The 26,450-nt window shown below is 68.7% G+C and carries 2 protein-coding genes; both read right to left on the bottom strand.

Features of this window, described 5'->3' with window-relative positions; translation table 11 throughout:
* Positions 1–72: 72 nt before the first annotated feature.
* On the bottom strand, positions 73–204 hold the full coding sequence (locus tag AB0J95_RS49920; RefSeq protein WP_364773679.1) for a hypothetical protein: 132 nt from the start codon (positions 202–204) through the stop codon (positions 73–75).
* Positions 201–26,351, bottom strand: coding sequence for a type I polyketide synthase (locus AB0J95_RS49915; RefSeq protein ID WP_364773678.1), 26,151 nt, complete (start codon positions 26,349–26,351; stop codon positions 201–203). Before AB0J95_RS49915 ends, AB0J95_RS49920 begins: the two co-directional genes overlap by 4 nt.
* Positions 26,352–26,450: the final 99 nt, after the last annotated feature.

Genomic DNA, 26,450 nt, shown 5'->3' with positions numbered 1-26,450 from the left:
CCTCACTGTCCTCAGCCAGCAGCCGTACCGCGAGCTTCCTTCCCTTGTGGGCGTTGAGGCCCATGATGGTGTTCATCGTTGTGCCTCTCCTTCCCAGGGGTGTGGGGGTGGGAACTGCGGTACGAACACCTCGGTGCCGAGGGCGCTGATGGATCTCAGCAACTCGCCGGCCAGCAGGGTCCAGCCTGTCTCCTCGTTGTTCATCGGAGTTCACCTTCCAAAGCGGCCTGGACCAGGTCGTCCAGGGCCATCTCATCGACCGAGTCGACCGGGGTGGTGACTTGGTCGTCGGTGGCGGCGGTCCGCAGCCGGCTGGCGAGGTGCAGCAACGGCTCGAGGACGCCGATTTCGCGGAGTTGTCCAATGGAGACGGATGCGAGCAGGTTCCGCAGCGCGGCTTGGTCGATCTCGGTGTCCACAGCGGACGCGGCCGGGACGAGACGGGAGCGAACATGCTCGGCGAGCGAGGAGGGGGTGGGGTGGTCGAAGATCAACGTCGAGGGCAGCTTCAACCCCGTGGCGGCGTTGAGTGTGTTCCGCAGCTCGATCGCGGCCAGGGAGTCGAACCCGAGATCCTTGAACGACGTGGCCGCGTCGACCACACCGGGAAGCCCGAGCACCGAAGCGGAGGTCGACCGGATCAGCTCCAGGATCCGGGTGAACTGCTCCGCCTCGGACAGCTCCAGCAGCTCGGACCGCATCGACGAGTCCGGCTGTGCCGCGATGAGTTCCGTGTACCGCGGCAGGTCGCTCAGCAGCGGGCTCGGCCGGCCCGTGGCGGTGAAGGCCCGCACGAACTGCGCCTGATCGATATCCGCGATCACCGCGGTCGCATCCGAACCCATGACCACTCGCCGAAGCACAGTCAACGCCAGCGCCGGATCCATGGCCCCAACTCCGCTACCGGCACTGTCCACACCGGCCGCCATGCCATCACCGGCCCAAGCGCCCCAGGCAATCGAGGTCGCCGCAAGCCCGGAAGCCCGCCGCTGCTCGGCCAACGCGTCCAGAACCGAGTTCGCAGCCGCGTAGTTGGCCTGACCGGCATTCCCAACCGCACCAGAAGCCGACGAGAACAACGCGAACACCGACAGATCCAGCGACCGCGTCAACGAGTCGAGCACCAGAGCCGAAGTCACCTTCGACCGGTACACCTCAGCAAACCGTTCAGGCGTAAGCGAACCGATCATGCCGTCATCCAGAACACCGGCAGTATGAACAACACCAGTCAACGGATACTCAGCAGGAATCGAATCCAACAGAGCAGCCATGGCATCAGCGTCAGCAGCGTCGCAAGCCGCGACGGTCACCCTGGTATTCAAGGAAGCCACCAACTCCGCCACCCCTGGCGCATCCATCCCCCGCCGACTCACCAGCAACAAGTGCTCAGCACCAGCCGAAGCCAGAGCCGAAGCAACCTGACTGCCCAACGCACCAGTACCACCAGTGATCAACACCGTGCCAGTCGGCGTCCACTCCTCAACAGGCAGCGACTGCGGATGAGTCAGACGACGCCCAAAGACCCCGTCAGCCCGAATCGCGACCTGATCCTCCGACGACGCCGAAGACAACACACCGGCCAGCAACCCAAGCACCCGGTCGTCAACAGACGAAGGCACGTCGACCAAACCGCCCCATCGCTCGGGGTACTCCAGAGCGGCGACCCGCCCCACACCCCAAACCCCCGCCTGCAGAGGATCGTCGGAAGACTGGGTCACGCACCACAGCGGAGCCTCCACACCGGACAGAGCCTGGATCAACGAAGCGACCTCACCAGGGTCGGTCAGCAACGACACAACCCCAGCCACATCCGAGTAAGACCCGATCTCCGAAACCGAGACCGGAGTCATCCCAGCAGTAACCGAAGTCATCCACGACGAGACATCCGAAGGAAGCACCGCCAGCCACGAGCCTTCCAGCGTCGACGGCGACACATCAACGCGCTTCCAGTCCGCCCGGTAGTGCCACCGATCCGTAGTGGACCTCTCCGTCTCCGGCCAGAACCGCGCGTGCTGGAACGCGTAGGTCGGCAGATCCACCTGACGGGCACCCGTCGTGGCGTAGAACTTCTTCCAGTCCACCCGCTCACCAAGAACGTGCAACCGCGCCAACGAGGTCATCAGGGTGAGTTCCTCGTCCCGTCCAGAGCGCAAGGCAGGCAGCAGCACGGCGTCCGTCTGGTCGCCGAGCGTCTCCGCCGCCATCCCGGTCAGGACACCGTCGGGACCGATCTCGACGAAGGTCGTCACGCCCTGCTCAGCCAAGGCCTCGACGCCGTCCGAGAACCGCACGGCCTGTCGAATGTGAGTCACCCAGTAGTCGGGCGAACACACCTGCGCGGCCGTGGCCAGTCCACCGGACACATTGGACACGAAGGGCAGCCGAGGCGCCTGGTAAGTGACCGAACGAGCCACCTGGGCGAAGTCCTCGAGGATCGGGTCCATCAGCGGCGAGTGGAACGCGTGCGAGACCCGCAGCCGCTTGGTCTTCTCAAATTGTGCCGCCACAGCCAAAACGGCCTCTTCCTCACCGGCGATCACGACCGACCGCGGACCATTGACGGCCGCGATGGACATCCCATTGGTGAGCAACGGAACCACTTCATCCTCAGTGGCCTGAACCGCGACCATCGCACCACCAGTGGGCAACGCCTGCATCATGCCGCCGCGAGCCGTGACCAGCCGGCAGGCGTCCGCCAGCGAGAACACCCCAGCGACATGCGCCGCAGCAATCTCACCGACAGAGTGCCCAGCCAGGTAATCCGGCCGCACACCCCACGACTCCACCAACCGGAACAGCGCCACCTCGATAGCGAACAAGGCAGGCTGCGTGAACCCGGTCTGGTTCAACGCTTCCGCGTCCTCGCCCCACATGACGTCCCGCAGAGCCGGGTCAAGCTCGGCCAGAACCGCATCGAGAGCGGAGGCGAAGGCAGGGTATCGCGAGTACAACTCCCGGCCCATCCCGAGCCGCTGCGCGCCCTGGCCGGCGAACAGGAAGGCCAGCTTGCCCGACCGTCCCTCGACCAGCTGCGGCGCGCACGACTCGAGTGCCGCGATCACGGACTCCCGGTCGACGCCGACCACAGCGGCCCGGTGTTCGAAGTTCGACCTCTTGGTAGCCGCCGTGAACCCAGCGTCCACAAGTGACACCGAGGGGTTGACCCGCAGGAACGCGGCCAGCCGCGATGCCTGCGCCTTAGCCGCCTCGGGAGTCCGGCCGGACACCACAACCGGAGCCACCATGTCGGCGGCGGCGGAAGCCGGGATCGCCGGTGGCTGCTCGATGATCATGTGCGCGTTGGTCCCGCTGGCGCCGAAGGAGGAGATACCGGCCCGGCGCGGCCGGCCGGTCTCCGGCCACAGCGTGGTCTCGGCGAGCAGCGAGACCGACCCGGCGGTCCAGTCCACGTGCGTCGTCGGCTCCTCGACGAACAACGTCTTCGGCAACACACCGTGCCGCATGGCCATGACCATCTTGATCACACCCGCCACACCGGCGGCGGACTGGGTGTGCCCGATGTTGGACTTCAGCGAACCCAGCAGAAGCGGAGTCTCGCGGTCCTTGCCATAGGTCGCGATCAGCGCCTGTGCTTCGATCGGGTCACCCAGCGGCGTCCCAGTGCCGTGCGCCTCGACCGCGTCAACGTCCCTTGTGGACAATCCGGCCGAAGCCAGCGCCCGGCGGATCACCCGCTTCTGCGAGGGACCGTTCGGCGCGGTCAGGCCGTTGGAGGCGCCGTCCTGGTTGATCGCCGAACCCCGCACCACGGCAAGGATCTGGTGACCGTTGCGCTCGGCGTCGGACAACCGCTCCAAGACGACCACACCGACACCCTCAGACCACCCGGTCCCGTTCGCGTCCTCGGAGAACGCCTTGCACCGGCCATCCGGCGACAGCGCGCCCATCTCGCCGAACTCGACGAACCCGGTCGCCGTCGACATCACCGTGACACCACCGGCGAGAGCCAGCGAGCACTCTCCCGCCCGCAGAGCCTGCGCGGCCAAGTGCATGGCCACGAGCGAAGAGGAGCACGCAGTGTCCACGGTGACCGCTGGCCCCTCAAGGCCGAACGAGTAGGACACCCGGCCGGACAACAGGTTTCCGGCCTGAGCTGTCAGAACGTGACCGCGGGTCTCGGCGGGCGGCCGGTAGTCCCCAGTGGCGCCACCGATGAACACGCCCGAGTCGGTGCCGCGCAAAGCCCGCGGGTCGATGCCGGACCGCTCCAGGCTCTCCCACGCGACCTCCATCACGAGCCGCTGCTGCGGGTCCATCACGATCGCCTCCCGCGGCGAGATCGTGAAGAAGCCGGGGTCGAAGTCGGCCACGTTCTCCAGGAAGCCGCCGCGCGAGGTGCCATTGTGGTTGAGGGTGGCCAGGTCCCAGCCGCGGTCGGCCGGGAACCCGCTGGTCGCATCTACTCCGTCGACCGCGACCCGCCACAGGTCCTCGGGCGACAGCACGCCGCCCGGGTACCGGCAGGCCATGCCGACGATCACGATCGGGTCGTCGGCCACCGCCATCGGCACCGCCGTGACCTCGTCCTCGGCCCCGCCGAGCAGCTCGGTCTCCAGGAACCGCGCCAACGCCAAGGGGTTCGGGTGGTCGAAGGCCAAAGTCGTAGGCAGCGTCAGGCCGGTCGACGAACCAAGCCGGTCCCGCAGCTCGACCGCGGTCAGCGAGTCGAAGCCCAGGTCGGAGAACGCCCGGTCGGCCGCGACGTCGGCGGCGCCGGAGTGTCCCAGGACCGCCGCGACCTGCGTCCGGACCAGGTCGGTCAGCTCGACCGACCGGTACTCCTCCGGCAGTTCGAGCAACTTCGCGCGCAGCTCGCTGGTCTCAGCCGGGGCTTGGTCGCCGCCCCACGCGATGTCGGCCAGCAGCGGGCTCGGCCGGGCGGCGGTGAACGCGGGCCCGAACCGCTCCCACATCACGTCCGCGACCGTGACAACGGCATCGTCACCCGTCACGACCTGGGCGAACGCGGCCAGCGCCGGTTCCGGCCGGAGCAGCGGCAGCCCGCTGGCGAGCAGGTGCTGTGCCTCGGATTCCTCGACACCCGACTCGGCCCAGGCGCCGAATGCAACCAGGGCCGCGGGTTTGCCGTCCGCCCGGCGCTGCCGGACGATCGTCGCCAGCCGCGTTTCCGCCGCGGCCTCGACGGCCCGGCCGCGAACCCCGAACGTGCCGGCGATCGAGGTGCAGACCACCAATAGCTGAGAGTCCAGCAACTCGCTCAGCATCTGCGTGCTCTCCACCTGTCCGTGGCAGTGGATCACCGCGGTCACGGTGTCCATCGCGGGCAGTTCGTCGCAGGAGTCGCAGGTCAGGACCTGGTCGGCGGTCTCGGCCGCCCACCGGGCGATGTGCTCGCCGACGCCGGTGGCTCCCACCACCAGAACGGTTCCGGTGGGCTGCCAGGGGTTCGAACCGGTCGGAGCCGGGGTCAGCCGGAGGCCAAAGGCCCCGTTGGCCCGGATCGCGACCTGGTCCTCCCGGCGGCCGGCAAGCACACCGGCGAACCGGATCAGCGCCCGGTCGTCGATCTCCAGCGGCAGGTCGATCAGCCCACCCCAGAGTTCGGGGTACTCCAGGGCGGCTACCCGTCCGAAGCCCCAGACACCCGCCTGGGCAAGGTCACCCCTCTCGTCCGGGGTGACCGCGACGGCGCCACGGGTGATGCACCACAGTGGAGCGTTGATCCCGGCAGCGACCATGGCGTCCAACACCATCCGGCTGTCCTCGCCGACCAGCGACAGGATGCCTTCGACGTTCTCGGCCTCGGTCAACAGGTCCAGTTCGGACAGATCGAGCCGGACTGTGCCGTCCCAGATGTCCCCGGTGTGACCGGCCGGGACGATCTGCAGCCAAGTACCGCGGAGTTCACCGGGCGGCACGCTGAGCTGCTTCCAGTCGGTCCGGTAGTACCAGCTGTCCGGAGTGGACTTGACGACGATCTCCGGCCAGAACCTGCGCCGCTGGAACGCGTACGTCGGCAGTTGCACCCGACGGGCGCCGGTCCCGGCGAAGAACGTCTCCCAGTCCACCGAGAGGCCGGCCGCGGCAATCCGGGCCAGGGCACCGATCACGGCCACTTCCTCGCCACGGTCCTTGCGCAGCAGCGGAATGGTCTGCGCGTCGACAATGCCACGGGTCATCGCCGACAGCACGCCGTCCGGCCCGAGCTCGACGAAGGTGCTGACACCCAGTCCGTCCAGAGCCGTAACGCCGTCAGCGAACCGCACGGTCTCCCGGACATTGCGAACCCAGTACTCCGCACTGGTCACCGGGGCGTCAGTAGCCACAGTGGACACAAACTGGATCGCCGGTTCGTTGAGCGTCAGCGATGAGACGACAGCCCGGAATTCGTCCAGCATCGGGTCCATCAGCGGCGAGTGGAACGCGTGCGACACCCGCAGTCGCTTCATCTTGTCGAACCTGCCGGCCACCGCCAGGACGGCGTCCTCTTCACCAGCGATGACCACCGACTGCGGGCCATTCACCGCCGCGATGCCCACCCGCTCGTTCAGCAGCGGCCGGACCTCGTCCTCGGTCGCGACCAGCGAGACCATCGCCCCACCGGCAGGCAGCGCCTGCATCAGACAGGCACGGGCGTTGACCAGCTTGCGCGCGTCTTCCAGCGAGAGCACCCCGGCCACGTGCGCCGCGGCGACCTCACCGATCGAGTGTCCGGCAACGGCAGCGGGCTTGATCCCCCACGATTCCAGCAACCGGAACATGGCGACTTCCACCGCGAACAGCGCGGGCTGCGTGAACCCGGTCTGGTTCAACGCCTCCGCGTCCTCGCCCCACATGACCTCGCGGACCTCAGGGTCGACCGCCGCATCGAAGGCCGCCGCGAAGACCGGGAAGCACGAGTACAGCTCGCAGCCCATACCCAGCCGCTGCGAGCCCTGACCGGCGAACAGGAACGCCGTTTTGCCACCAGCGACCGAGATGCCAACCTCGGCAACACCGTCCGGAGTGGACACCAGAGATGCCCGGTGCTCCAGCAGCGCGCGCCCCGTCGCCAGCGTATAGGCGACGTCCACGGCGTCCGCGTCCGCCGACTTGATCCGTTCCACCTGCACCCGAAGTGCCTCGGGAGTCTTGGCGGAGACGACCAGCGGCAGAACCTCCGGCGCGGTCCGGGGCTCCAGGGCGACAGGTTCGGGCTGTTCGATGATCACGTGCGCGTTGGTGCCGCCGACGCCGAAGGCCGAGATCCCGGCCCGGCGCGGACGACCGGTCTCCGGCCAGGCCACCTCGTCGGCGACCAGCGAGATCGTCCCGGCCGTCCAGTCCACATGGGACGTTGGCTCCGTGACGTGCAGCGTGCGTGGCACGAGCCCGTGCTGCATGGCGAGCGTCATCTTCATCAGGCCCGCCATGCCAGCCGCGGCCTGCGTGTGGCCGAAGTTGGACTTGACCGAGCCGATGAGCAACGGGATCTCACGGTTCTGGCCGTAGGTGGCCATCAGCGCCTGGGCTTCGATCGGGTCACCCAGCGTCGTCCCGGTGCCGTGCGCCTCGATGACGTCGACGTCCAGAGTGGACAAACCGGCGTCCGCGAGCGCGGACCGGATCACACGCTGTTGTGAAGGCCCGTTCGGGGCGGTGATGCCGTTCGAGGCACCGTCGGAGTTGACCGCCGAGCCCCGGACGATCGCCAGGATCTGGTGACCGTTGCGCTGAGCGTCGGAAAGCCTTTCCAGGACCAGGATCCCGGCGCCCTCGGACCAGGCCGTGCCGTCCGCGGACTCCGAGAACGGCTTGCACCGGCCGTCGGCGGCCAGCCCGCCCTGCGCGCTGAACTCGACGAACGCCGCCGGGCTGGACATCACCGACACACCACCGGCCAACGCCAGCGAGCACTCACCGTTGCGGAGTGCCTGCGAGGCAAGGTGCAGGGCGACCAGCGAAGCCGAGCAGGCAGTGTCAACAGTCATCGCGGGACCTTCGAGGCCCAGGGTGTACGACAGCCGGCCGGACATGATGCTCGCGGTGTTGCCGGTGGCCACGTGACCGAGCACGTCCGCGCCGGAGCCGAGCAGGACACTGGTGTAGTCCTGGCCGTTGGTGCCGACGAAGACTCCGGAGTCGCTGCCCCGCAACGAGGCCGGGTCGATCCCGGCCCGCTCCAGGGCCTCCCATGTGGTCTCCAGCAGCAGGCGCTGCTGCGGGTCCATGGCGAGGGCCTCACGCGGGGAGATGCCGAAGAACTCCGCGTCGAACTCGGTGGCCTCGTGCAGGAACCCACCTTCCACAGTGGACGACTTCGCACCACCGAAGGACGTGTCGAGGTCCCAGCCGCGGTCCGACGGGAACTGCGTGATCCCGTCCCGTCCGTCCGCAAGCAACTGCCACAGCTCGTCGGGAGTAGTCACACCACCCGGGAAACGGCAGCTCATGCCGACGATCACGATCGGATCGCCGGTCCGCTCCCGGATCACCTGGACGACCGTGGTCTGCGCCGAACCGTTCAGCTCGGTGAGCAGGAAGTCGTTCAGCACCCGCGGAGTCGGGTAGTCGAAGATCAGGGTGGACGGCAGGTTCAGACCAGTCGCCGTGTTGAGGCCGTTGCGGAGTTCGACGCTGGTCAGCGAGTCGAAGCCGAGATCCTTGAACGCACGGTCCGGGTCGACGCTGCCGGCCCGCCCGAGCACGATGCCGACCTGCGTGCACAGCAGGTTCAACAGGTACTCGGCCCGCTCCCCCGCCGGAACGGCCAGGAGCTGATCCCGCACGCCGCCGGTCTTGGGCTCGTCGAGCACTCGCCGGACCTCCGGCAGGTCGCGGACGAACGGGTTCGGCCGGGCGGAAGCGAAGACCGGCACCCAGCGGGTGAAGTCGATGTCCGCCACGGTCACCGCGGTCTCGTCACGCTCGATGGCCTGGCGCAGCGCCACGATGGCCCGCTCCGGAGGCATCGCCGTGTACCCGCCGCGCCGGACCCGGTCCTCAATGGTCTGGTCGACCATCCCGCCACCGGCCCACGGACCCCACGCGACCGAGGTCGCCACGAGGCCCTGAGCACGCCGGAACGAAGCCAGAGCGTCGAGGTAGGCGTTGGCGGCGGCGTAGCTGGCTTGTCCAGCCGAGCCGAAGGTGCTGGCAGTGGCGGAGAACAGGACGAACGCGGCCAGGTCCTTGTCCCGGGTCAGCTCGTGCAGGTGCTTGGCGGCGACCATCTTCGACCGCACGACCTGGGCGAACTTGGCCGGTGTCAACGAGTCGACCACGCCGTCCTCGACCACCCCGGCCGCGTGGAACACCGCTGTGAGATCCGGAATGCCGTCGATCACGGCGGCCAGAGCGTCCCGATCCGAGACGTCACAGGCCACAGCCCGAACACGGTCGCCCAACTCGGCCTGGAGTTCAGCCACACCAGGAGAGTCGGGGCCGCGGCGGCTGACCAGCAGGATCTGGTCGGCATCGGCGACCATCCGGGCCACGTGAGCGCCGAGAGCACCGGTACCACCGGTGATCAGCACCGTGCCCGTCGGCGTGTACGGCTTGGCGGGCTTGGACTTGGCGCGTTCCAATCGCCGTCCGTACACACCGGACTCACGGATGGTGACCTCATCCTCCTTGCCTCCCAGGACCGCGGCGAGCCGCTGGATGACGGCCGAGTCGATGGTTTCCGGCAGGTCGACGGCACCGCCCCAGCGGTCCGGCTGTTCGAGGGCGACCACCCGGCCGAGGCCCCAGATCGCCGCCTGCCCCGGGTTGGCCGTCTCGTACGCCTGAGTGACACTCCAAAGTGGAGCGCTGACTCCGGCGTCGTTGAGGGCCTGGATCAGCGTGCTCGTCATCGCCAGCCCGGCCGGGACGCCCGGCAGCTCGGGCAGCGAGTCCTCCAGCAGGCCGACCAGCGACAGCACGCCGTCGAGCTGCCCCAGTTCGGACAGCTGAGCGGCGAGAGCATCCCGGTCGGTCCCGTCGATCTCGATCCGGGCGTCGATCCCCAGCTCCGACAGCCACTCCTGGGTGGGCAGGCCGGAAGGTGTGACAGCGAGCCAGGTCCCGGTCAGCGATCCGCCGACCGTGATCGGCCGCCAGACCGGCTGGTAGATCCAGGAGTCGACGGACGGCGTGCCGATCTCCGGCCAGAACCGCTGCCGCTGGAAGGCATAGGTCGGCAGGTCCACACGTTTGGCGTTGGTACCGGCGAAGAACGCTCGCCAGTCGACCGTGACTCCGCGGGTGTGCACGGAGGCCAGGGCCGTCAGCAGGGTCCTTTCCTCGTCACGCTCGCGGCGGAGAGCAGGCACCACGGCCGCGTCGCTCTCGCGGGCCATCGCGGTGAGCACACCGTCCGGTCCCAGCTCGAGGAACGTGCTGGCCCCAGCGGCTTTCAGCGCGGCGAGGCCGTCGGTGAACCGGACTGCTTCGCGAACGTGTCGCACCCAGTACTCGGGCGTCCGCAGCTCGTCGGCCTCGATGGCACCGGTCAGCGTCGAGACAACGGTGATCTCCGGAGCCTGGAGCGAAAGCCCAGTCACAACCGCCCGGAAGTCTTCGACCATCGGGTCCATCAGCGGCGAGTGGAACGCGTGCGACACAGTCAGCCGGCGGGTCTTCTCGAAGCGAGAAGCGACTGCCAGCACCTCGGCCTCGTCGCCCGAGATGACCACCGACTGCGGTCCGTTGATCGCCGCGATGCCCACATTGGCGCTCAGGAGCGGCAGAACCTCGGCTTCGGTGGCCCGCAAGGACACCATCGCGCCACCGGCGGGCAGGGCCTGCATCAACCGGCCGCGCGCGGCGACCAACGTGCAGGCGTCCTCCAGCGAGAACACCCCGGCCACGTGAGCCGCGGCGATCTCGCCGATGGAGTGCCCGGCCACGAAGTCCGGCCGCACCCCCCACGATTCCAGCAGGCGGAACAACGCGACCTCGATGGCGAACAAAGCCGGTTGCGTGTAGGCCGTTTGGTCTAGCAGCTCGGAATCTACGCCGAACATCACGTCCCGCAACGGCCGATCAAGCGCGGCGTCGAACCGGGCCAGGATCGCGTCCAAGGCCTCAGCGAACGCCGGGAACCGCTCGTACAGCTCGCGTCCCATGCCCAGCCGCTGCGAACCCTGTCCAGTAAACAGGAATGCCAGCTGACCAGGGGAAACAGCGCCTGTGACCAAGCCGGTGGTGGGCGAATCCTCAGTGAGAGCCAGCAAAGCGAGCAGCAACTCGTCACGGTCAGCCGTGACAACGGCGGCCCGGTGGTCGAGGGCCGCGCGGCTCGTGGCCAGCGAGAACGCCAGATCGGTGAGGTGATTGCCATCCAGCGCGGTGATCAGCTGCTTCGCCTGGACCCGCAGCGCTTCCGGTGTCTTACCGGACAAAACCACCGGAACCAGCGAGGTCCCGGTCGCCCCTACCGGCTCGTCGGCTTCCGGCGCCTGCTCGATGACGACGTGCGCGTTGGTCCCGCTCAGGCCGAACGAGGAGATCCCCGCGCGACGCGGACGGCCTGTCGACGGCCACTCCGTCGGGGACGTCACCAGCTCGATGGCGCCGGAGTTCCAGTCCACATGCGACGATGGCGAGTCGACATGCAGGGTGTGCGGCACCAGCCTGTGCTGCATGGCCAACACCATCTTGATCACACCGGCCGCGCCCGAGGCCATCTGTGTGTGGCCGATGTTCGACTTCACCGAACCCAGCAGCAGCGGCCGTTCCCGGTCCTGCCCATAGGTCGCGAGCAGGGCCTGGGCCTCGATCGGGTCGCCCAGGGCGGTTCCGGTGCCGTGCCCCTCGACCGCGTCGATCTCAGCGGCGGACAGCTTGGCGTTGGCCAGTGCCTGGCGGATGACTCGTTGCTGCGCTGGGCCATTCGGAGCAGTCAGGCCGTTGGAGGCACCGTCGGAGTTGATCGCCGTTCCGCGAATCACAGCCAGCACAGGGTGTCCGTTGCGCTGGGCGTCGGACAGGCGCTCGACCAGCAGCAGGCCAACACCTTCGGCGAGGCTCATTCCGTCCGCGCCGTCGGCGTAAGCCTTGCAGCGGCCGTCGACAGCCATAGCACGTTGACGGCTGAAGCCCACGAACGCGTCAGGAGTGGCCATCAGCGCAACGCCACCGGCCAGCGCGAGCGAGCTTTCCCCGCTGCGCACGGACTGGCAGGCCAGGTGCAGTGCGACCAAAGAGGACGAACAGGCCGTGTCCAAGGTGACCGCGGGGCCTTCGAGTCCGAACAGGTACGCGACCCGGCCGGACATGATGCTCGCGATCGTGCCGGTCACCGCGTGACCGTCGGTACCGTCCATTGTGTACGCGTTGTAGTCCTGGTAGCTGGCACCGATGAACGTGCCGGTGCGGGACCCACGCATAGCCGACGGGTCGATTCCGGCCCGTTCGAAGGCCTCCCAGGCGGTTTCCAGCACGAGCCGCTGCTGCGGGTCCATCGCGAGGGCTTCCCGCGGGGAGATCCCGAAGAAGTCGGGATCGAACCCGGCCACATTCTCGACGAACCCGCCGTTGGTCGAGTAGGTCTTGCCGGAGACGTCCGGATCGGCTTCGTAGAGCCCCGCCGCGTCCCAGCCACGGTCGCCGGGGAACCCGGAGATGGCGTCCCGGCCCTCCAGCATCAGCTCCCAGAGCTGCTCCGGTGAGGTCACGCCGCCCGGGTACCGGCAGCTCATCGCCACGATCGCGATCGGCTCGTCATCGGCGACCGCCGCTTGGGCAACGACATCGCCGGACCCGCCGCCGGCGATCTGCGTGCGCAGGAACTCGGCCAGCACCAACGGGTTCGGGTAGTCGAAGACCATCGTGGCGGGCAGAGACAGCCCGGTGGCCTGAGCGAGCCGGTTGCGCAGGTCGACCGCGGTGAGCGAGTCGAACCCTGCGTCGCGGAACGCCCGCCGGCCGGGCAGGGCGTCGGCGGAGCCGAACCCGAGGACGGTCGCGGCCTGTCCACGGACCAGGTCGAGCAGGGCCCGCTCTTGCTCCGGCCGGGACAGGCCGCGGATCTTGGTGAGGAACTCGCTGTCGCCGGACGGAGTCTCAGTCCGGTCGATTTCGGCGATCTCATCGAACAAAGTGGTCGGACGGCCGGTGGTGAACACCGGATAGTAACGGTTCCAGTCGAAGTCGGCGAGCGCGAGCACCGGCTCGTCACCCGCGATCGCACGGCCGAGGGCAGTCAGCGCGAGGCCGGGTTCCATGAACTTCAAGCCACTGCGCAGGATCTGCTGCGGGTCGATCCGGCCGAGCTTCTGGTCGTCGGCCCAGATGCCCCACGAGATGGCGGTCGCCTTCAGCCCGCGCGAGCGGCGGTTCTCAGCGAGCGCGGCCAGATAGGCGTTACCGGCGGCATAGGCGGCGTGCTCTCCGGCACCCCACATGCCGACCACTGAGGAGAACAGGACGAACGCGTCCAGCTCCTCGTTGTCCAGCAGGGCATCCAGGTTCTGCGCGCCGACCACCTTGGCGTTGATCACCCTGGCGAAGTTGTCCAAAGTGGTCTCGGCCAGGGACTGCAGTTCAATCACCGCAGCGGTGTGCAGGACCGTGCGGATGGTGTGACCGTCGGCCTTGAGCTGGGCCAGCATGTCCGCGACCGCATCCCGGTCAGCGATGTCACAGGCGACGACCGTCGCAGTCGTGCCTTGCTCGGCCAGTTCGGTGACCAGTTCCGCCGCGCCCGGAGCTGCCATACCGCGGCGGCTGACCAGCACGATCTGCTGAGCGCCTTGTCCGGCAACCCATCGGGCCACGTGCGGGCCGAGTGTGCCGGTGCCGCCAGTGATCAACGTTGTGCCGCGCGGGGTCCAGGCCGACTGGGCGCTTGCGGGAGCGTGCACCACGCGCCGGGCAAGGGCGCCCGACGACCGGATCGCGAGTTGGTCCTCCGAACCGGCACCCGTGAGCACACCGGCCAGGCGGCGGGCGGCGGCTTCATCGATGGCCTCGGGCAGGTCGACCACGCCACCCCAACGCTGTGCGTGCTCCAGGGCGGCCGCCCAGCCCGCGCCCATCACCTGAGCCTGCACCGGGTTGGTCACCGTGTCGGATCGCCCTGTTGAGACGGCGCCACGCGTGACGCTCCACAGTGGAGCACCAATCTCGGCGTCACCCAAAGCCTGAATGAGGGTGACGGTCAAGGCCAGCCCCTGCGCCAGGGCCGGATGGTCGGTGCTGGGCTCCTCGGCGAAGGCCAGGGTCGAGACGATTCCGGTGACATCGCTGAGGTCCGCCAGTTCGGCGGCCACGGCGTCGCGGTCGGTACTGGTGAGCACGATCTGCCGGACCTCAGCGCCCTGTGTCTCCAGAGCGGCTATGACATCCAGATCGTCCGCGTTTTGCGGGGATACGACAAGCCAGGTGCCTGTGAGCGTCGTGGTGGACAGGGTGGTGAGCGGGCGCCAGGTGACCTTGTACCGCCAGGAGTCCACAGTGGAAAGGTCACGGCGGTTGCGACGCCATGAGGACAGCGCGGGCAGGACCACGGCGAGCGAGTCGGGGTCGATGGCGAGGCTGCTGCTGAGCGAGTCGAGGTCGCCCTGCTCGATCGCGGTCCAGAACTCGGCGTCGGCCGGGTCGGCATCGGCGGCCTGCTGCTGGCGCGGCACCCAGAACTTGTCGTGCTGGAAGGCGTACGTGGGCAGGTCGACCCGCCGGCGGCTGGCCAGCGGCCAGTCCACCTCCACGCCACGGACATACAGTTCGGCCAGCGAGGTGACGAACCGCTTCAGGTCACCCTTGTCGCGCCGCAAAGTACCCGTGACAACCGCCGTCGTGGCGGTGTCGTCAACGATCTCCTGAACGCCGACGGTGAGCACCGGATGCGGGCTGACCTCGACGAACACCCGGTGCTGCCGGTCGATCAGCTCACGGATGGCCGGCTCGAACCCGACCCGCTGACGCAGGTTGCGGTACCAGTATCCGGCGTCCATTTCGGACCCGTCGATCCACTCGCCGGTCACGGTGGACAGGAACGGAACGTCGGCGTGCCGGGGCTGGATGCCCGCCAGAGTGCTGAGCAGCTCGTCCTGCAGGAGTTCGACGTGCGCGGAATGTGAGGCGTAGTCCACCTTGATCCGCTTGGCCCGCACGCCTTCGGCTTTGAGCTGCTCACGAAGTTCGCCCAGGGCATCGGGATCACCGGCGACGACGATCAGCCGAGGCCCGTTGACCGCGGCGATCGAGAGACGGGAGTCCAGCCGGGGCTCGACCTCGGCGGCGGACAGCGCCACCGACATCATGCCGCCGAGCCCGGAGAGCGTCCGCGCGATGGCCTGGCTGCGCTGAACCACGACCCGGGCACCGTCCTGAAGTGACAGTGCGCCGGAGACGACCGCGGCCGCGATCTCGCCTTGCGAGTGGCCGACGACCGCGTCCGGCTGCACGCCGTGCGCTCGCCAGACCTCGGCCAGGGACACCATCATCGCCCACGACGCGGGCTGCACGACATCGACCCGGTCCAGATCCTTGCCATCGCGCAGAACGTCCAGCAGCGACCAGTCGGTGTAGGGCGCCAGGGCAGCCGCGCACTCGTTGATGCGCTCGGCGAACACCGGGTGCTCGTCCAGCAGCTGGGCACCCATGCCCACCCACTGAGCACCCTGACCGGGAAACACGAACACCGTCTTGCCGTCGACGTCCGCGACACCCTCGACCACGCTGCCGGTGGAGCCGCTGTCCGCCAACGCTTGCGTTCCGGTGAGAAGGTCCTCTCCAGAGCCGACAACGACAGCGCGGTGGTCGAAGGCCGAACGCGAGGACACCAGCGAGAAGGCGATGTCGTCGGCGCTCTGGTCGACCACGAACGGCGCCAGCCGAGCCGCCTGGCCGCGGACGGCTGCCGGAGACTTGCCAGACAGCACCCAGGGGATGATGCTCGCAGAGCCTGTGGGCTCACTGATGGGCGTTTGAGGGGCTTGTTCGAGCACGGCGTGTGCGTTGGTGCCGCTGATACCGAACGAGGACACCGCTGCCCGGCGCGGCTGTCCGGTCTCCGGCCACGGCGTGGCCTCGGTCAGCAGCTCGATCGCGCCTGAAGTCCAGTCCACACGGGACGATGGTGTACCGGCGTGCAGGGTCTGCGGCAGTGTTCCGTGCTGCATGGCCATGACCATCTTGATGATGCTGGCAACACCGGCCGCGGACTGGGTGTGGCCGATGTTGGACTTGATCGAGCCCAGCAGCAGCGGCCGTTCCCGTTCCTGTCCATAGGTCGCCATCAGCGCTTGGGCCTCGATCGGGTCGCCCAGGGACGTTCCGGTGCCATGCGCCTCGATGACATCGACGTCCGCAGTGGACAGTTGTGCGCTCGCAAGCGCTTGCCGGATCACGCGTTGCTGCGATGGACCGTTCGGCGCGGTGAGACCGTTGGAGGCGCCATCGGAGTTCACGGCCGTGCCGCGGACGACCGCGAGGATCGGGTGCCCGTTGCGTTGCGCGTCCGACAGCCGCTCGACGAGCAGCAGACCCACACCTTCGGACAGGGTCATGCCGTCGGCGTCGTCTGAGAAAGCCTTGCAGCGGCCGTCCTTCGACAACCCGCGCTGACGGCTGAAAGCGACGAACGGGTCCGGCGTCGCCATGATCGTCGCGCCACCGGCCAGGGCCAGCGAGCTTTCGCCGTTGCGCAGCGACTGGCAGGCCAGATGCAGAGCGACCAAAGAGGACGAACAGGCCGTGTCCACGGTCACTGCGGGACCTTCGAGCCCGAGAACGTAGGCAAGGCGTCCGGAGAGGACACTCGGGATGGTTCCGGTGATCAGATGCCCCTCGGAGCCGTCGGCGGCTTCGGAGCCGTAGATCTGGTAGCTGGAACCGACAAACGTGCCGGTCCGCGAACCGCGCAAACCAGCGGGGTCGAGACCGGCCCGCTCGAAGGCCTCCCACGCGGTCTCCAGCAGCAAGCGCTGCTGCGGGTCCATGGTCAGCGCTTCGCGCGGCGAGATCCCGAAGAAGCCCGGGTCGAACTCGGCCGCCTCGGCGACGAACCCGCCCTGCGTCGAGTAGGTCTTGCCAGCCTGGTCGGGATCCGGGTCGTAGAGGTTCGCGATGTCCCAGCCGCGGTCGGCCGGGAACTCACCGATCGCGTCGACACCGTTGATCACCAGGTCCCACAGGTGTTCCGGCGACTGCACGCCGCCCGGGAACCGGCAGCCGATGCCGATGATCGCGATCGGCTCGTTCAACGCGGCTTCCGTAACCACGTCGACCTCGGCCAGAGCGCCGCCAACGAGCTGGGTGCGCAGGTGCTCCGCGAGGGTCGCCGGGGTCGGGTAGTCGAAGACCATCGTGGTCGGCAGCGACGCCAGTCCGGTCACGGCGACCAAACGCTTGCGCAGCTCCACCGCGGCAAGGGAATCGAAGCCCATATCGCGGAATGGTCGTTGCGCACCAACGGAGTCGGCCGCCGCGTGACCGAGGACGGTCGCTGCCTCGGTGCGGATCAGGTCGATCAGGGCTCGAGTCTGGTCCTTTTCGGACAGATCGCGCAAGCGTGCCACGAGGACCGCATCGGCCGTGGTGTTGCTCTGCTGCTTCACATCGGGCAGCTCGGCGAACAGGGCGTTCGGCCGGGCGGCGGTGAAGATCGGGTGGAACCTCGGCCAGTCGACATCGGCGACGGTGATCACCGCGTCCGGCCGCAGGACTGCCTGCCGCAGTTCCTTCATGGCCAGCTCTGGCGCCATCATACCGAGGCCACGGCGCTGCAGGTGCTCGCTCATTACATCGCTGGTGGCCATCCCGGCCTCGGCCCACGGGCCCCACGCGATCGAAGTGGCCTTCAGCCCGCGGGAACGGCGGTTCTCGGCAAGCGCGTCGAGGAACGCGTTGCCTGCGGCGTAAGCGCTCTGGCCGCCACTCCCCCACACACCCGCGATTGACGAGAACAGCACGAACAGGTCGACGTCACCGACGAGTGCGTCGAGGTTCGCGGCACCGGCAGCCTTGGCGGCCAGCACCGACTCGAAGTCCTCGATCGACATCTGGTCCAGACCTGCGCCCGCTTGCCCGACACCGGCCGCGTGCACAACGCCGGTGAGGTCCGGGATAGTGTCCAGCACCGCGGCGAGGGCCTCGCGGGAAGCCACGTCGCAGGCCACGATGTCGACCTGGGCGCCGGTCTGCTCCAGTTCGGTCTTCAGGTCGGCCGCACCAGGGGCATCCGGGCCGCGACGGCTGGTCAGGACGAGCCGCGAGGCCCCAGCCGAGGCCAACCAGCGCGCAACCTCGGCGCCCAGACCGCCCGTACCGCCGGTGATCAGCACCGAACCGCGAGCCGTGAACTCGTCGGCAGCGTCCGAAGCCATGCAGTAGCGCGAGAGCCGACGGGCGAAGACGCCGTCCGGCCGGACCGCGACCTGGTCCTCGGCCCCGCCGAGCACCGAGAGCAGCAGCGCCGGGTTGTCGGCGGGAACGTCGATCAGGCCGCCCCACCGCTGCGGCTGCTCCAGGGCGACGACCCGGCCGAGGCCCCACACCTGCGCCTGAGCCGGATCTTCGGTGATCCCATGGGTGACGGCCCAGACCGGCGCCTCCACCTCGAGGTCGCCCAAGGCCTGAACCAATGCGGCTGTCACCAGGACGTTGTTCGCCGAGATGACGCCGGTGATGTCTGCGGTGTCGCCCAACTGCGACGCGATGGCTGCGCGGTCGGTGCAGGTCGGCTCAACGATGACCGTCCGAACGTCGGCACCGGCCTCGCTCAACGACGTCGCAAGGGTGTTGTCTGGTGCGACCACGAGCCAGGTACCGTCGGCCGGGCCCGTGGTCTGGACCGGCTCCCAGGTGACCCGGTAGCGCCATGAGTCGATCAGCGCCCGCTCCGGGTCGACATGCTCGGCCGCCCAGTAGAACTGGCGCTGGAAGGCGTAAGTGGGCAAGTCGACCACGTGAGCACCGGCATAGAACGCCTTCCAGTCCACCGAAACGCCGTGAATGTGCAGCTGTGCCAGCGCGCTCGCCGCGGTCAGCTCTTCGGGCTGGGTCTTGCGCAGCACCGAGATCGTGGTGAACTCGCCGATCTCGTCGACCAGCGAGGACAACGCGCCGTCAGGCCCCAGTTCCAAGACCGTCCGGACGCCATGCCCGGCCAGTTCCGTAACGGCGTCAGCAAAGCGGACCGACTCACGAACGTGCCGGACCCAGTATTCGGCCGTGGTGATCAGCGACTCGGTGGCGGCGGTCGTGATCATCGGGATGCGTGGCTCGCTGAAGGTCACGTCCGCGATGGCGGCGCCGAACTCCTCCAGCATCGGCTCCATCAACGGCGAGTGGAACGCGTGCGAGACGTTGAGCCGCTTGATCTTCTCGAACTGCTCGGCGATCGCGAGCACTTCGGCCTCGTCACCGGCGATGACCACTGAGTGGGGGCCGTTGACCGCGGCGATGCCGACCTTCTCCGTCAACAGTGGACGGACGTCGTCCTCGGTCGCCCGGATCGAGACCATCGCGCCGACATGCGGCAGGGCCTGCATCAGCCGGGCCCGCTCGGACACCAGCTTGCAGGCGTCCGGCAGGGTGAGGATTCCCGCCACGTGCGCGGCGGCGATCTCGCCGATCGAGTGGCCGACAAGGTAGTCGGGCTGCACGCCCCACGACTCCAGCAGCCGGAACTGCGCCACCTGCAGAGCGAACAGCGCGGGCTGGATGAAGACGGTCTCGCTCAGCACCTCTTCGCTGGTGCCCCACATGACCTCGCGGAACACGGCGTCGAACTCGGCGTGCACGGCGTCGAACGCCTCGGCGAACACCGGGAACCGCTCGTACAGCTCCCGGCCCATGCCGAGCCGCTGCCCACCCTGCCCGGCGAACACGAACGCCGTTTTGCCACCAGCGACCTCGCCCGAGTACACACCGGGTGCGGAAGCACCACGCGCCAAGCACTTCAGCGCGTCCGCAATGGCCTCGCGGTCGGCTGCGACCACGGCTGCGCGGTGATCAAAGGAGGCACGCGCGGTGGCGAGCGAGAAGCCGATGTCGGTCAGGCTCTGGTCCATGCTGTCCACATGACACGCCAGCCGCTCAGCCTGGGCCCGCAGCGCCTGCTCGGTCTTACCCGACAGCACCAGCGGAGTCAGGCCCAGCTCTGGGGTCTCAGGCGTGTCAACATCAGCGGGCGCTTCCAGAATCAGGTGCGCGTTGGTACCGCCGATACCGAACGACGACACACCAGCGCGGCGCGGACGACCGGTCTCCGGCCACGTGACAGCCTCAGTGGCCAGCGACAGCGTGCCCTCGGACCAGTCCACATGGGACGAAGGCTGGTCGACGTGCAGGGTCTTGGGCACGAGCCCGTGCCGCATCGCCATGACCATCTTGATCACACCGGCGACACCGGCTGCCGCCTGGGTATGGCCGATGTTGGACTTGACCGAGCCGAGCAGCAGCGGTTCTTCGCGGTCCCGGCCGTAGGTGGCCAGCAGCGCCTGAGCCTCGATCGGGTCGCCGAGAGTGGTGCCGGTGCCGTGCGCCTCGATCACATCGACGTCCGAAGTGGACAGACCGGCGGCCGAGAGGGCCTGGCGGATCACGCGTTGCTGCGACGGGCCGTTCGGGGCGTTCAGGCCGTTGGAGGCACCGTCGGAGTTGATCGCCGAACCACGCAGGACCGCCAGGATCTTGTGGCCGTTGCGGATCGCATCGGACTGGCGTTCCAGCACCAGCATGCCGACGCCCTCGGCCCAGCCAACCCCGTCCGCGGCCTCGGCGAACGGCTTGGACCGGCCGTCCGGGGCGAGCCCGCGCTGCCGGGAGAACTCGATGAAGGCGTAAGGAGTCGACAGCACTGTGGCGCCGCCGGCCAGGGCCAGCGAGCATTCGCCGTTGCGCAGCGCCTGGGCGGCGAGGTGCATGGCGACCAAAGAGGACGAACAAGCCGTGTCGATGGTGACGGCCGGGCCCTCGAAGCCAAAGGTGTAGGCCACCCGGCCGGAGGCGACGCTGCCGGAGGTTCCGTTGCCGCGGTAGCCCTCGAACTCGTCGCCGGTGACCAACATGGCGTAGTCGTTGTACATCAGGCCCGCGAACACACCGGTCTGGCTGCCGCGCAACGAGTTCGGGTCGATCCCGGCCCGCTCCACAGCCTCCCAGGTGGCCTCCAGCAGCAGCCGGTGCTGGGCGTCGGTCGCCTGGGCGTCCCGCGGGGACATACCGAAGAAGTCGGCGTCGAACTCGGGAGCGTCGTGCACGAACCCGCCGGCGCGCGTGTACGAGGTGCCGATGTGCTCCGGATCGGCGTTGTAGATGTCCGAAGCCCAGCCGCGGTTGGCCGGGAACCCGGACACCGCATCGGTTCCGGACGCGACCAGCTCCCACAGGTCCTCGGGCGAGGTTACCCCGCCGGGGTACCGGCAGCTCATGCCGACGATGACGATCGGGTCGCCGGACACCGCGGCCGACGCGATCGGGGTGACCGTCTCCGCGGCCGTGCCGAGCAGCTCGGTGAGCACGTATTCGGCGATCGCGGCGGGGGTCGGGTAGTCGAACACGGCCGTCGCGGGCAGCCGGAGCCCGGTGGCCTCACCGAGGCGGTTGCGCAGCTCGACGGCGGTCAACGAGGTGAAACCCAGCTCCTGGAAGGCGCGCCTGGGTTCGATGGCGTCCGCGCTGCCGTGGCCGAGAACATGCGCGACCTCCGTGCGCACGATGCCCAGCAGGACTTCCAGCTGCTCCGCGGCCACGAGCTGGGTGAGGCGATCGACCAGGGTGACCGCGGTTGCCGAGCGGACAGCTGTCCGGCGGGAGCGGGTGCGGATCAGGCCGCGCAGCAGGTGCGGGATCTCGCCGCGGGACCGCAGCTGCGGCAGGTCCAGCCGAACCGGGACAACGGTGGACTGGCCGGTGTCCATGGCCGCGTCGAACAGCGCCAGCCCGTCCTCGGGCAGCAGCGGCGGCGTGCCCATCCGGGTCAGCCGCTGGACATCCGCGTCGGACAGCGTCCCGGCCATCCCGGAGACCCAAGGGCCCCAGGCCAGCGACGTGGCAGGGAGGCCATGGGCGCGCCGGTGCTCGGCGAGGGCGTCGAGGAAAGCGTTTGCCGCGGCGTAGTTGGCCTGGCCGGGCGTGCCATAGGTGCCGGCCAGCGAGGAGAAGACCACGAAGGCCGACAGGTGCTGGGTCAGCTCGTGCAGGTTCCAGGCGGCATCCACCTTGGGCTTGAGCACGGCGGACAGTTGTCCGGGGGTCAGCGAGTCGATCATGCCGTCGTCCAGGACACCGGCCGAGTGCACGACCGCCGAGACCGGCGTCGACGCGAGCAGGTCCGCGAGTGCGTCCCAGTCCGCGACGTCACACGCCACGACCTGGGCGTTCGCACCGAGTTCGGCCAGCGAGGCCACGAGCTCGGCCGCACCGGGCGCCTCCGGGCCGCGACGGCTGGTCAGCACCAGGTCGCGCACGCCGTGCTCGGTGACAAGGTGCTTGGCGACCAGGGCTCCCAGGCCACCGGTGCCACCGGTGATCAGGACCGTGCCGTCCCAGGTGAACGGCTCGTGGGAGGTCACGCGGGCCAGGCGACCGGCCCGTACCTCGCCGTCCCGGATCACCAGCTGTGGCTCGCCGGAAGCGACCGCACCAGCGAGAACAGCCCGCGAGGCCTCGACGTCATCGGTGTCCACCAGCACGAACCGGCCCGGCTGCTCGGCCTGCGCCGACCGCACCAGACCCCACACCGCCGCTGCGGCCAGGTCCGTACCGTCGACGGCGCCCTGGGTGACGAAGACCTGCGGACGGTCGTCCGTCCATTCCTGGATGCGGGCCAGGACGGCCGCGGTGGCCGAGTGAGTCGCCTCGACGACCGGCCCGTCGGTGATCACCGGCTCGAACACGGCATCGGTGGTGTCGTCGAGGGCCACACTGAGCGGTGTCCACTCCAGACGGAACAGGTCGCGGTTGGCCGCCGCGCTCAACTGGTCCGCCGACAACGCCCGCACCGACAGCGATTCCACCAACACGACCGGCGAACCGGCGGCGTCGACCACGGCCAGCGAAACCGAAGCCGACCCGGTGGGCGACAACCGCACCCGGACCGAACCGGCACCGGTGGCGTGCAGGGAAACGCCTTCCCACGCGAACGGGACTCCACCCTCGCCCTGCTCCAGCAGCGAAGCGCCGTGCAGAACCGAGTCCAACAAAGCGGGGTGGATGCCGAAAGCGCCCGGTTCCTCGACTGACACCTCGGCATAGACGTCCTCGCCGAGCCGCCAGGCGGCGGTCATGCCTTGGAACAGCGGGCCATACGAGAAGCCAGCGTCCCTGCGGCGACCGTAGAACCCTTCCAGGTCAATGGCAGTGGCGCCCCTGGGTGGCCACTGCGTGGTGTCGAAGCCGGTAACGGGCGCACCAGAGGTCAGCACACCGGTGGCGTGCCGGGTCCAGGCCTGCTCGATGGCCACGTCCGGCCGCGAAGAGACGGTGACTGACCGGCGACCGAGATCGTCAGCCGCGCCAACGTGAACCTGCAGCTGGATCGCGCCCTGCTCGGGCAGGACCAGCGGGGCGTCCAGCAGCAACTCGTCGACCCGGTCGCAGCCGACCTGGTCGGCCGCCCGGATCGTGAGCTCCACGAAGGCGGCCCCCGGCACCATGACTTGACCGTGAACCGTGTGCTCGGCCAGCCATGGGTGTGACTTCAGCGAAAGCCGCCCAGTCAGCAGAACGCCGTTCGCGTCGGCCAGTTCGACCGCAGCGCCTAGCAACGGATGGTCCGCAGTGGACAGACCGGCAGCCCGGACATCGGCGTTGTTCGTGCGAGCCGGGGGCCAGAACCGCTCGTGCTGGAAGACATACGTGGGTAGATCCACCCGCCGGGCGCCGCCCGCGAAGAAAGCCTTCCAGTCCGGCGTGACACCGTTGACATGCAACTGAGTCAGCGCGGTCACGCTGGCGATCTCTTCGCCCGCGCCGGAACGCAGGACAGGCACCAGAGTGCCCGAGTAGGTCTCGCCGGCCATGGCCGACAGCACGCCGTCCGGGCCGATCTCGACACAAGCGGTGACGCCGTCGAGCTTCGCGATGGCATCGGCGAACCGGACCGCCTGGCGGACCTGACGCACCCAGTACTCCGGGCTCGTCATCGGTTCCGAGGTGTCTACTGTAGACACGATCTCAAGAGACGGATCCGCGAACATCAGTTCCGACACCACAGCACGGAACTCGTCGAGCATCGGGTCCATCAACGGCGTGTGGAACGCGTGCGACACGCGCAACCGTTTGGCCTTCTCGAACTGCGCCGCCACAGCGGCAACGGCGTCCTCGTCACCGCCGATGACCACCGACCGTGACCCGTTCACTGCCGCGATAGCAACACCATCGGTCAGCAACGGGAGAACTTCCTCTTCGGTCGCACGCAACGAGACCATCGCGCCACCGGAAGGAAGCGCTTGCATCAAGCGACCACGAGCCGACACAAGCTTGCAAGCATCGGCAAGCGAGAGAATCCCAGCGATGTGCGCGGCCGCGATCTCGCCGACCGAGTGTCCAACCAGGACATCCGGCTTGATCCCCCACGACTCCACCAGCCGGTAGAGCGCGACCTCCAGCGCGAACAGCGCCGGTTGCGTGAACCCGGTCTGGTCCAACGCGTTCGCGTCCTCGCCCCACATGACATCGCGGACCTTGGAACCCAGCTCGGCCAGCACGGCGTCGAATGCCGAGGCGAACACCGGGAACCGCGAGTACAGCTCTCGCCCCATACTGAGCCGCTGCGAACCCTGCCCGGCGAACAGGAACGCCTTCTTCTGCTTGGGCGCCGCCACGCCCTGCTGCAGCCCAGGCACGGACTCCCCCGCAGCCAGCGCGGTCAAGAACGCGACGACCTCGTCCCGCGAGCTGGACACGAAAGCCGCTCGCCGCGGAAAGGCCGCCCGTGAGGTCGCGAGCGAGTACGCCACATCTGCCAGAGGCGAGTCGAGGCGCTCCAGCAGCCGGGATGCCTGCGCCCGCAGAGCTTCCGGCGTCCGAGCGGACACCAGCCAGGGCAGTTCGGCCGGAGCCGCACCGACCTCGACCTCTTCGGCCGCCGGGGCCTGCTCGACGATCAGGTGGGCGTTCGTGCCGCTGATGCCGAACGACGAAATGCCCGCTCGACGCGGTTCCCCGGTCTCAGGCCATGGGGTGTTCTCGGTCAGCAGGTCGACCTTGCCAGCGGACCAGTCCACATGGGACGAACGAGTCTCGGCGTTCAAAGTCTTGGGCAGCATGCCGTGACGCATCGCCATGATCATCTTGATCACGCCGGCGACACCGGCGGCGGCCTGGGTGTGCCCGATGTTGGACTTGATCGACCCCAGTTTCAGCGGGCGCGTCCGGTCCTGGCCGTAGGTGGCCAGCAATGCCTGCGCCTCAACGGGATCACCGAGCGTGGTGCCGGTTCCGTGGGCTTCGACGGCATCGATCTGGTCCGCGGTCAGGCGGCCGTTGGTCAGCGCTTCGCGGATGACGCGCTGCTGGGACGGGCCGTTCGGCGCGGTGAGGCCGTTCGAGGCGCCGTCCTGGTTGATGGCCGAACCGCGCACCACCGCGAGGATCTCGTGGCCGTTGCGGATCGCGTCCGGCAGGAGCTCCAGCAGGACCATGCCGACGCCCTCGGCCCAGCCGGTGCCGTCCGCGGAGTCCGAAAAGGACTTGCAGCGCCCGTCCGAGGCGAGGCCGCCCTGCTTGCTGAACTCGATGAACAGGTCGGGGCTGGACATGACGGTGACGCCACCGGCCAGCGCCAGCGACGACTCGCCGGTGCGCAGCGACTGGATCGCCCAGTGCATAGCAACCAACGACGACGAGCACGCAGTGTCCACAGTGACCGCTGGGCCGACGAAGCCCAACTGGTACGCCAGCCGGCCGGACATGATGCTGTCCGCCCGCCCGGTGAGCAGGAACCCCTCCGCCCCTTCGGCTTGCTTGGCGTCGTAGTCCTGGGCCATCGCGCCGACGAACACGCCGGTGCGCGAGCCGCGCAGCGAGGCCGGGTCGATTCCGGCCTGCTCCAGGGTTTCCCAGGTCACCTCGAGCACGAGCCGCTGCTGCGGGTCCATCGCCATCGCCTCGCGCGGCGAGATCCCGAAGAACTCGGCGTCGAAGTCGGCGGCCTCGTGCAGGAAACCACCGCTGGCGGTGGCCGACGAGTTGGTCTTGGCCGGGTCGAGCAGGTTCTCCAGATCCCAGCCGCGGTCGGCCGGGAACGGGGTGATCCCGTCACCGCCGGACGCGACCAGGCGCCACAGGCCCTCCGGGCTCGCGACACCCCCGGGGTAGCGGCAGGCCATGCCGACGATCGCGATCGGCTGCTGACTCTGCTCCTCCAGATCCCGGACGCGCTGGCGCGTGCGGCGCAGGTCCGCCGTCGCCAGCTTGAGGTAGTCGCGGAGCTTCTGCTCATTGTCCATTTCGTATCAACCCATCTGAAGCACCCAGCGAGACAAACGCCCACGCCCGACCCGGATCGCGGTGCCGGCACGGCGGCTTTTCCCGGAGATCAGTCTGCT

The organism is Actinocrispum sp. NPDC049592, from assembly GCF_040675465.1.
Lineage (GTDB): Bacteria > Actinomycetota > Actinomycetes > Mycobacteriales > Pseudonocardiaceae > Kibdelosporangium.
Note: the sequence above shows the minus strand (reverse complement) of the source record. Positions and strands in the feature narration are given on the sequence as shown.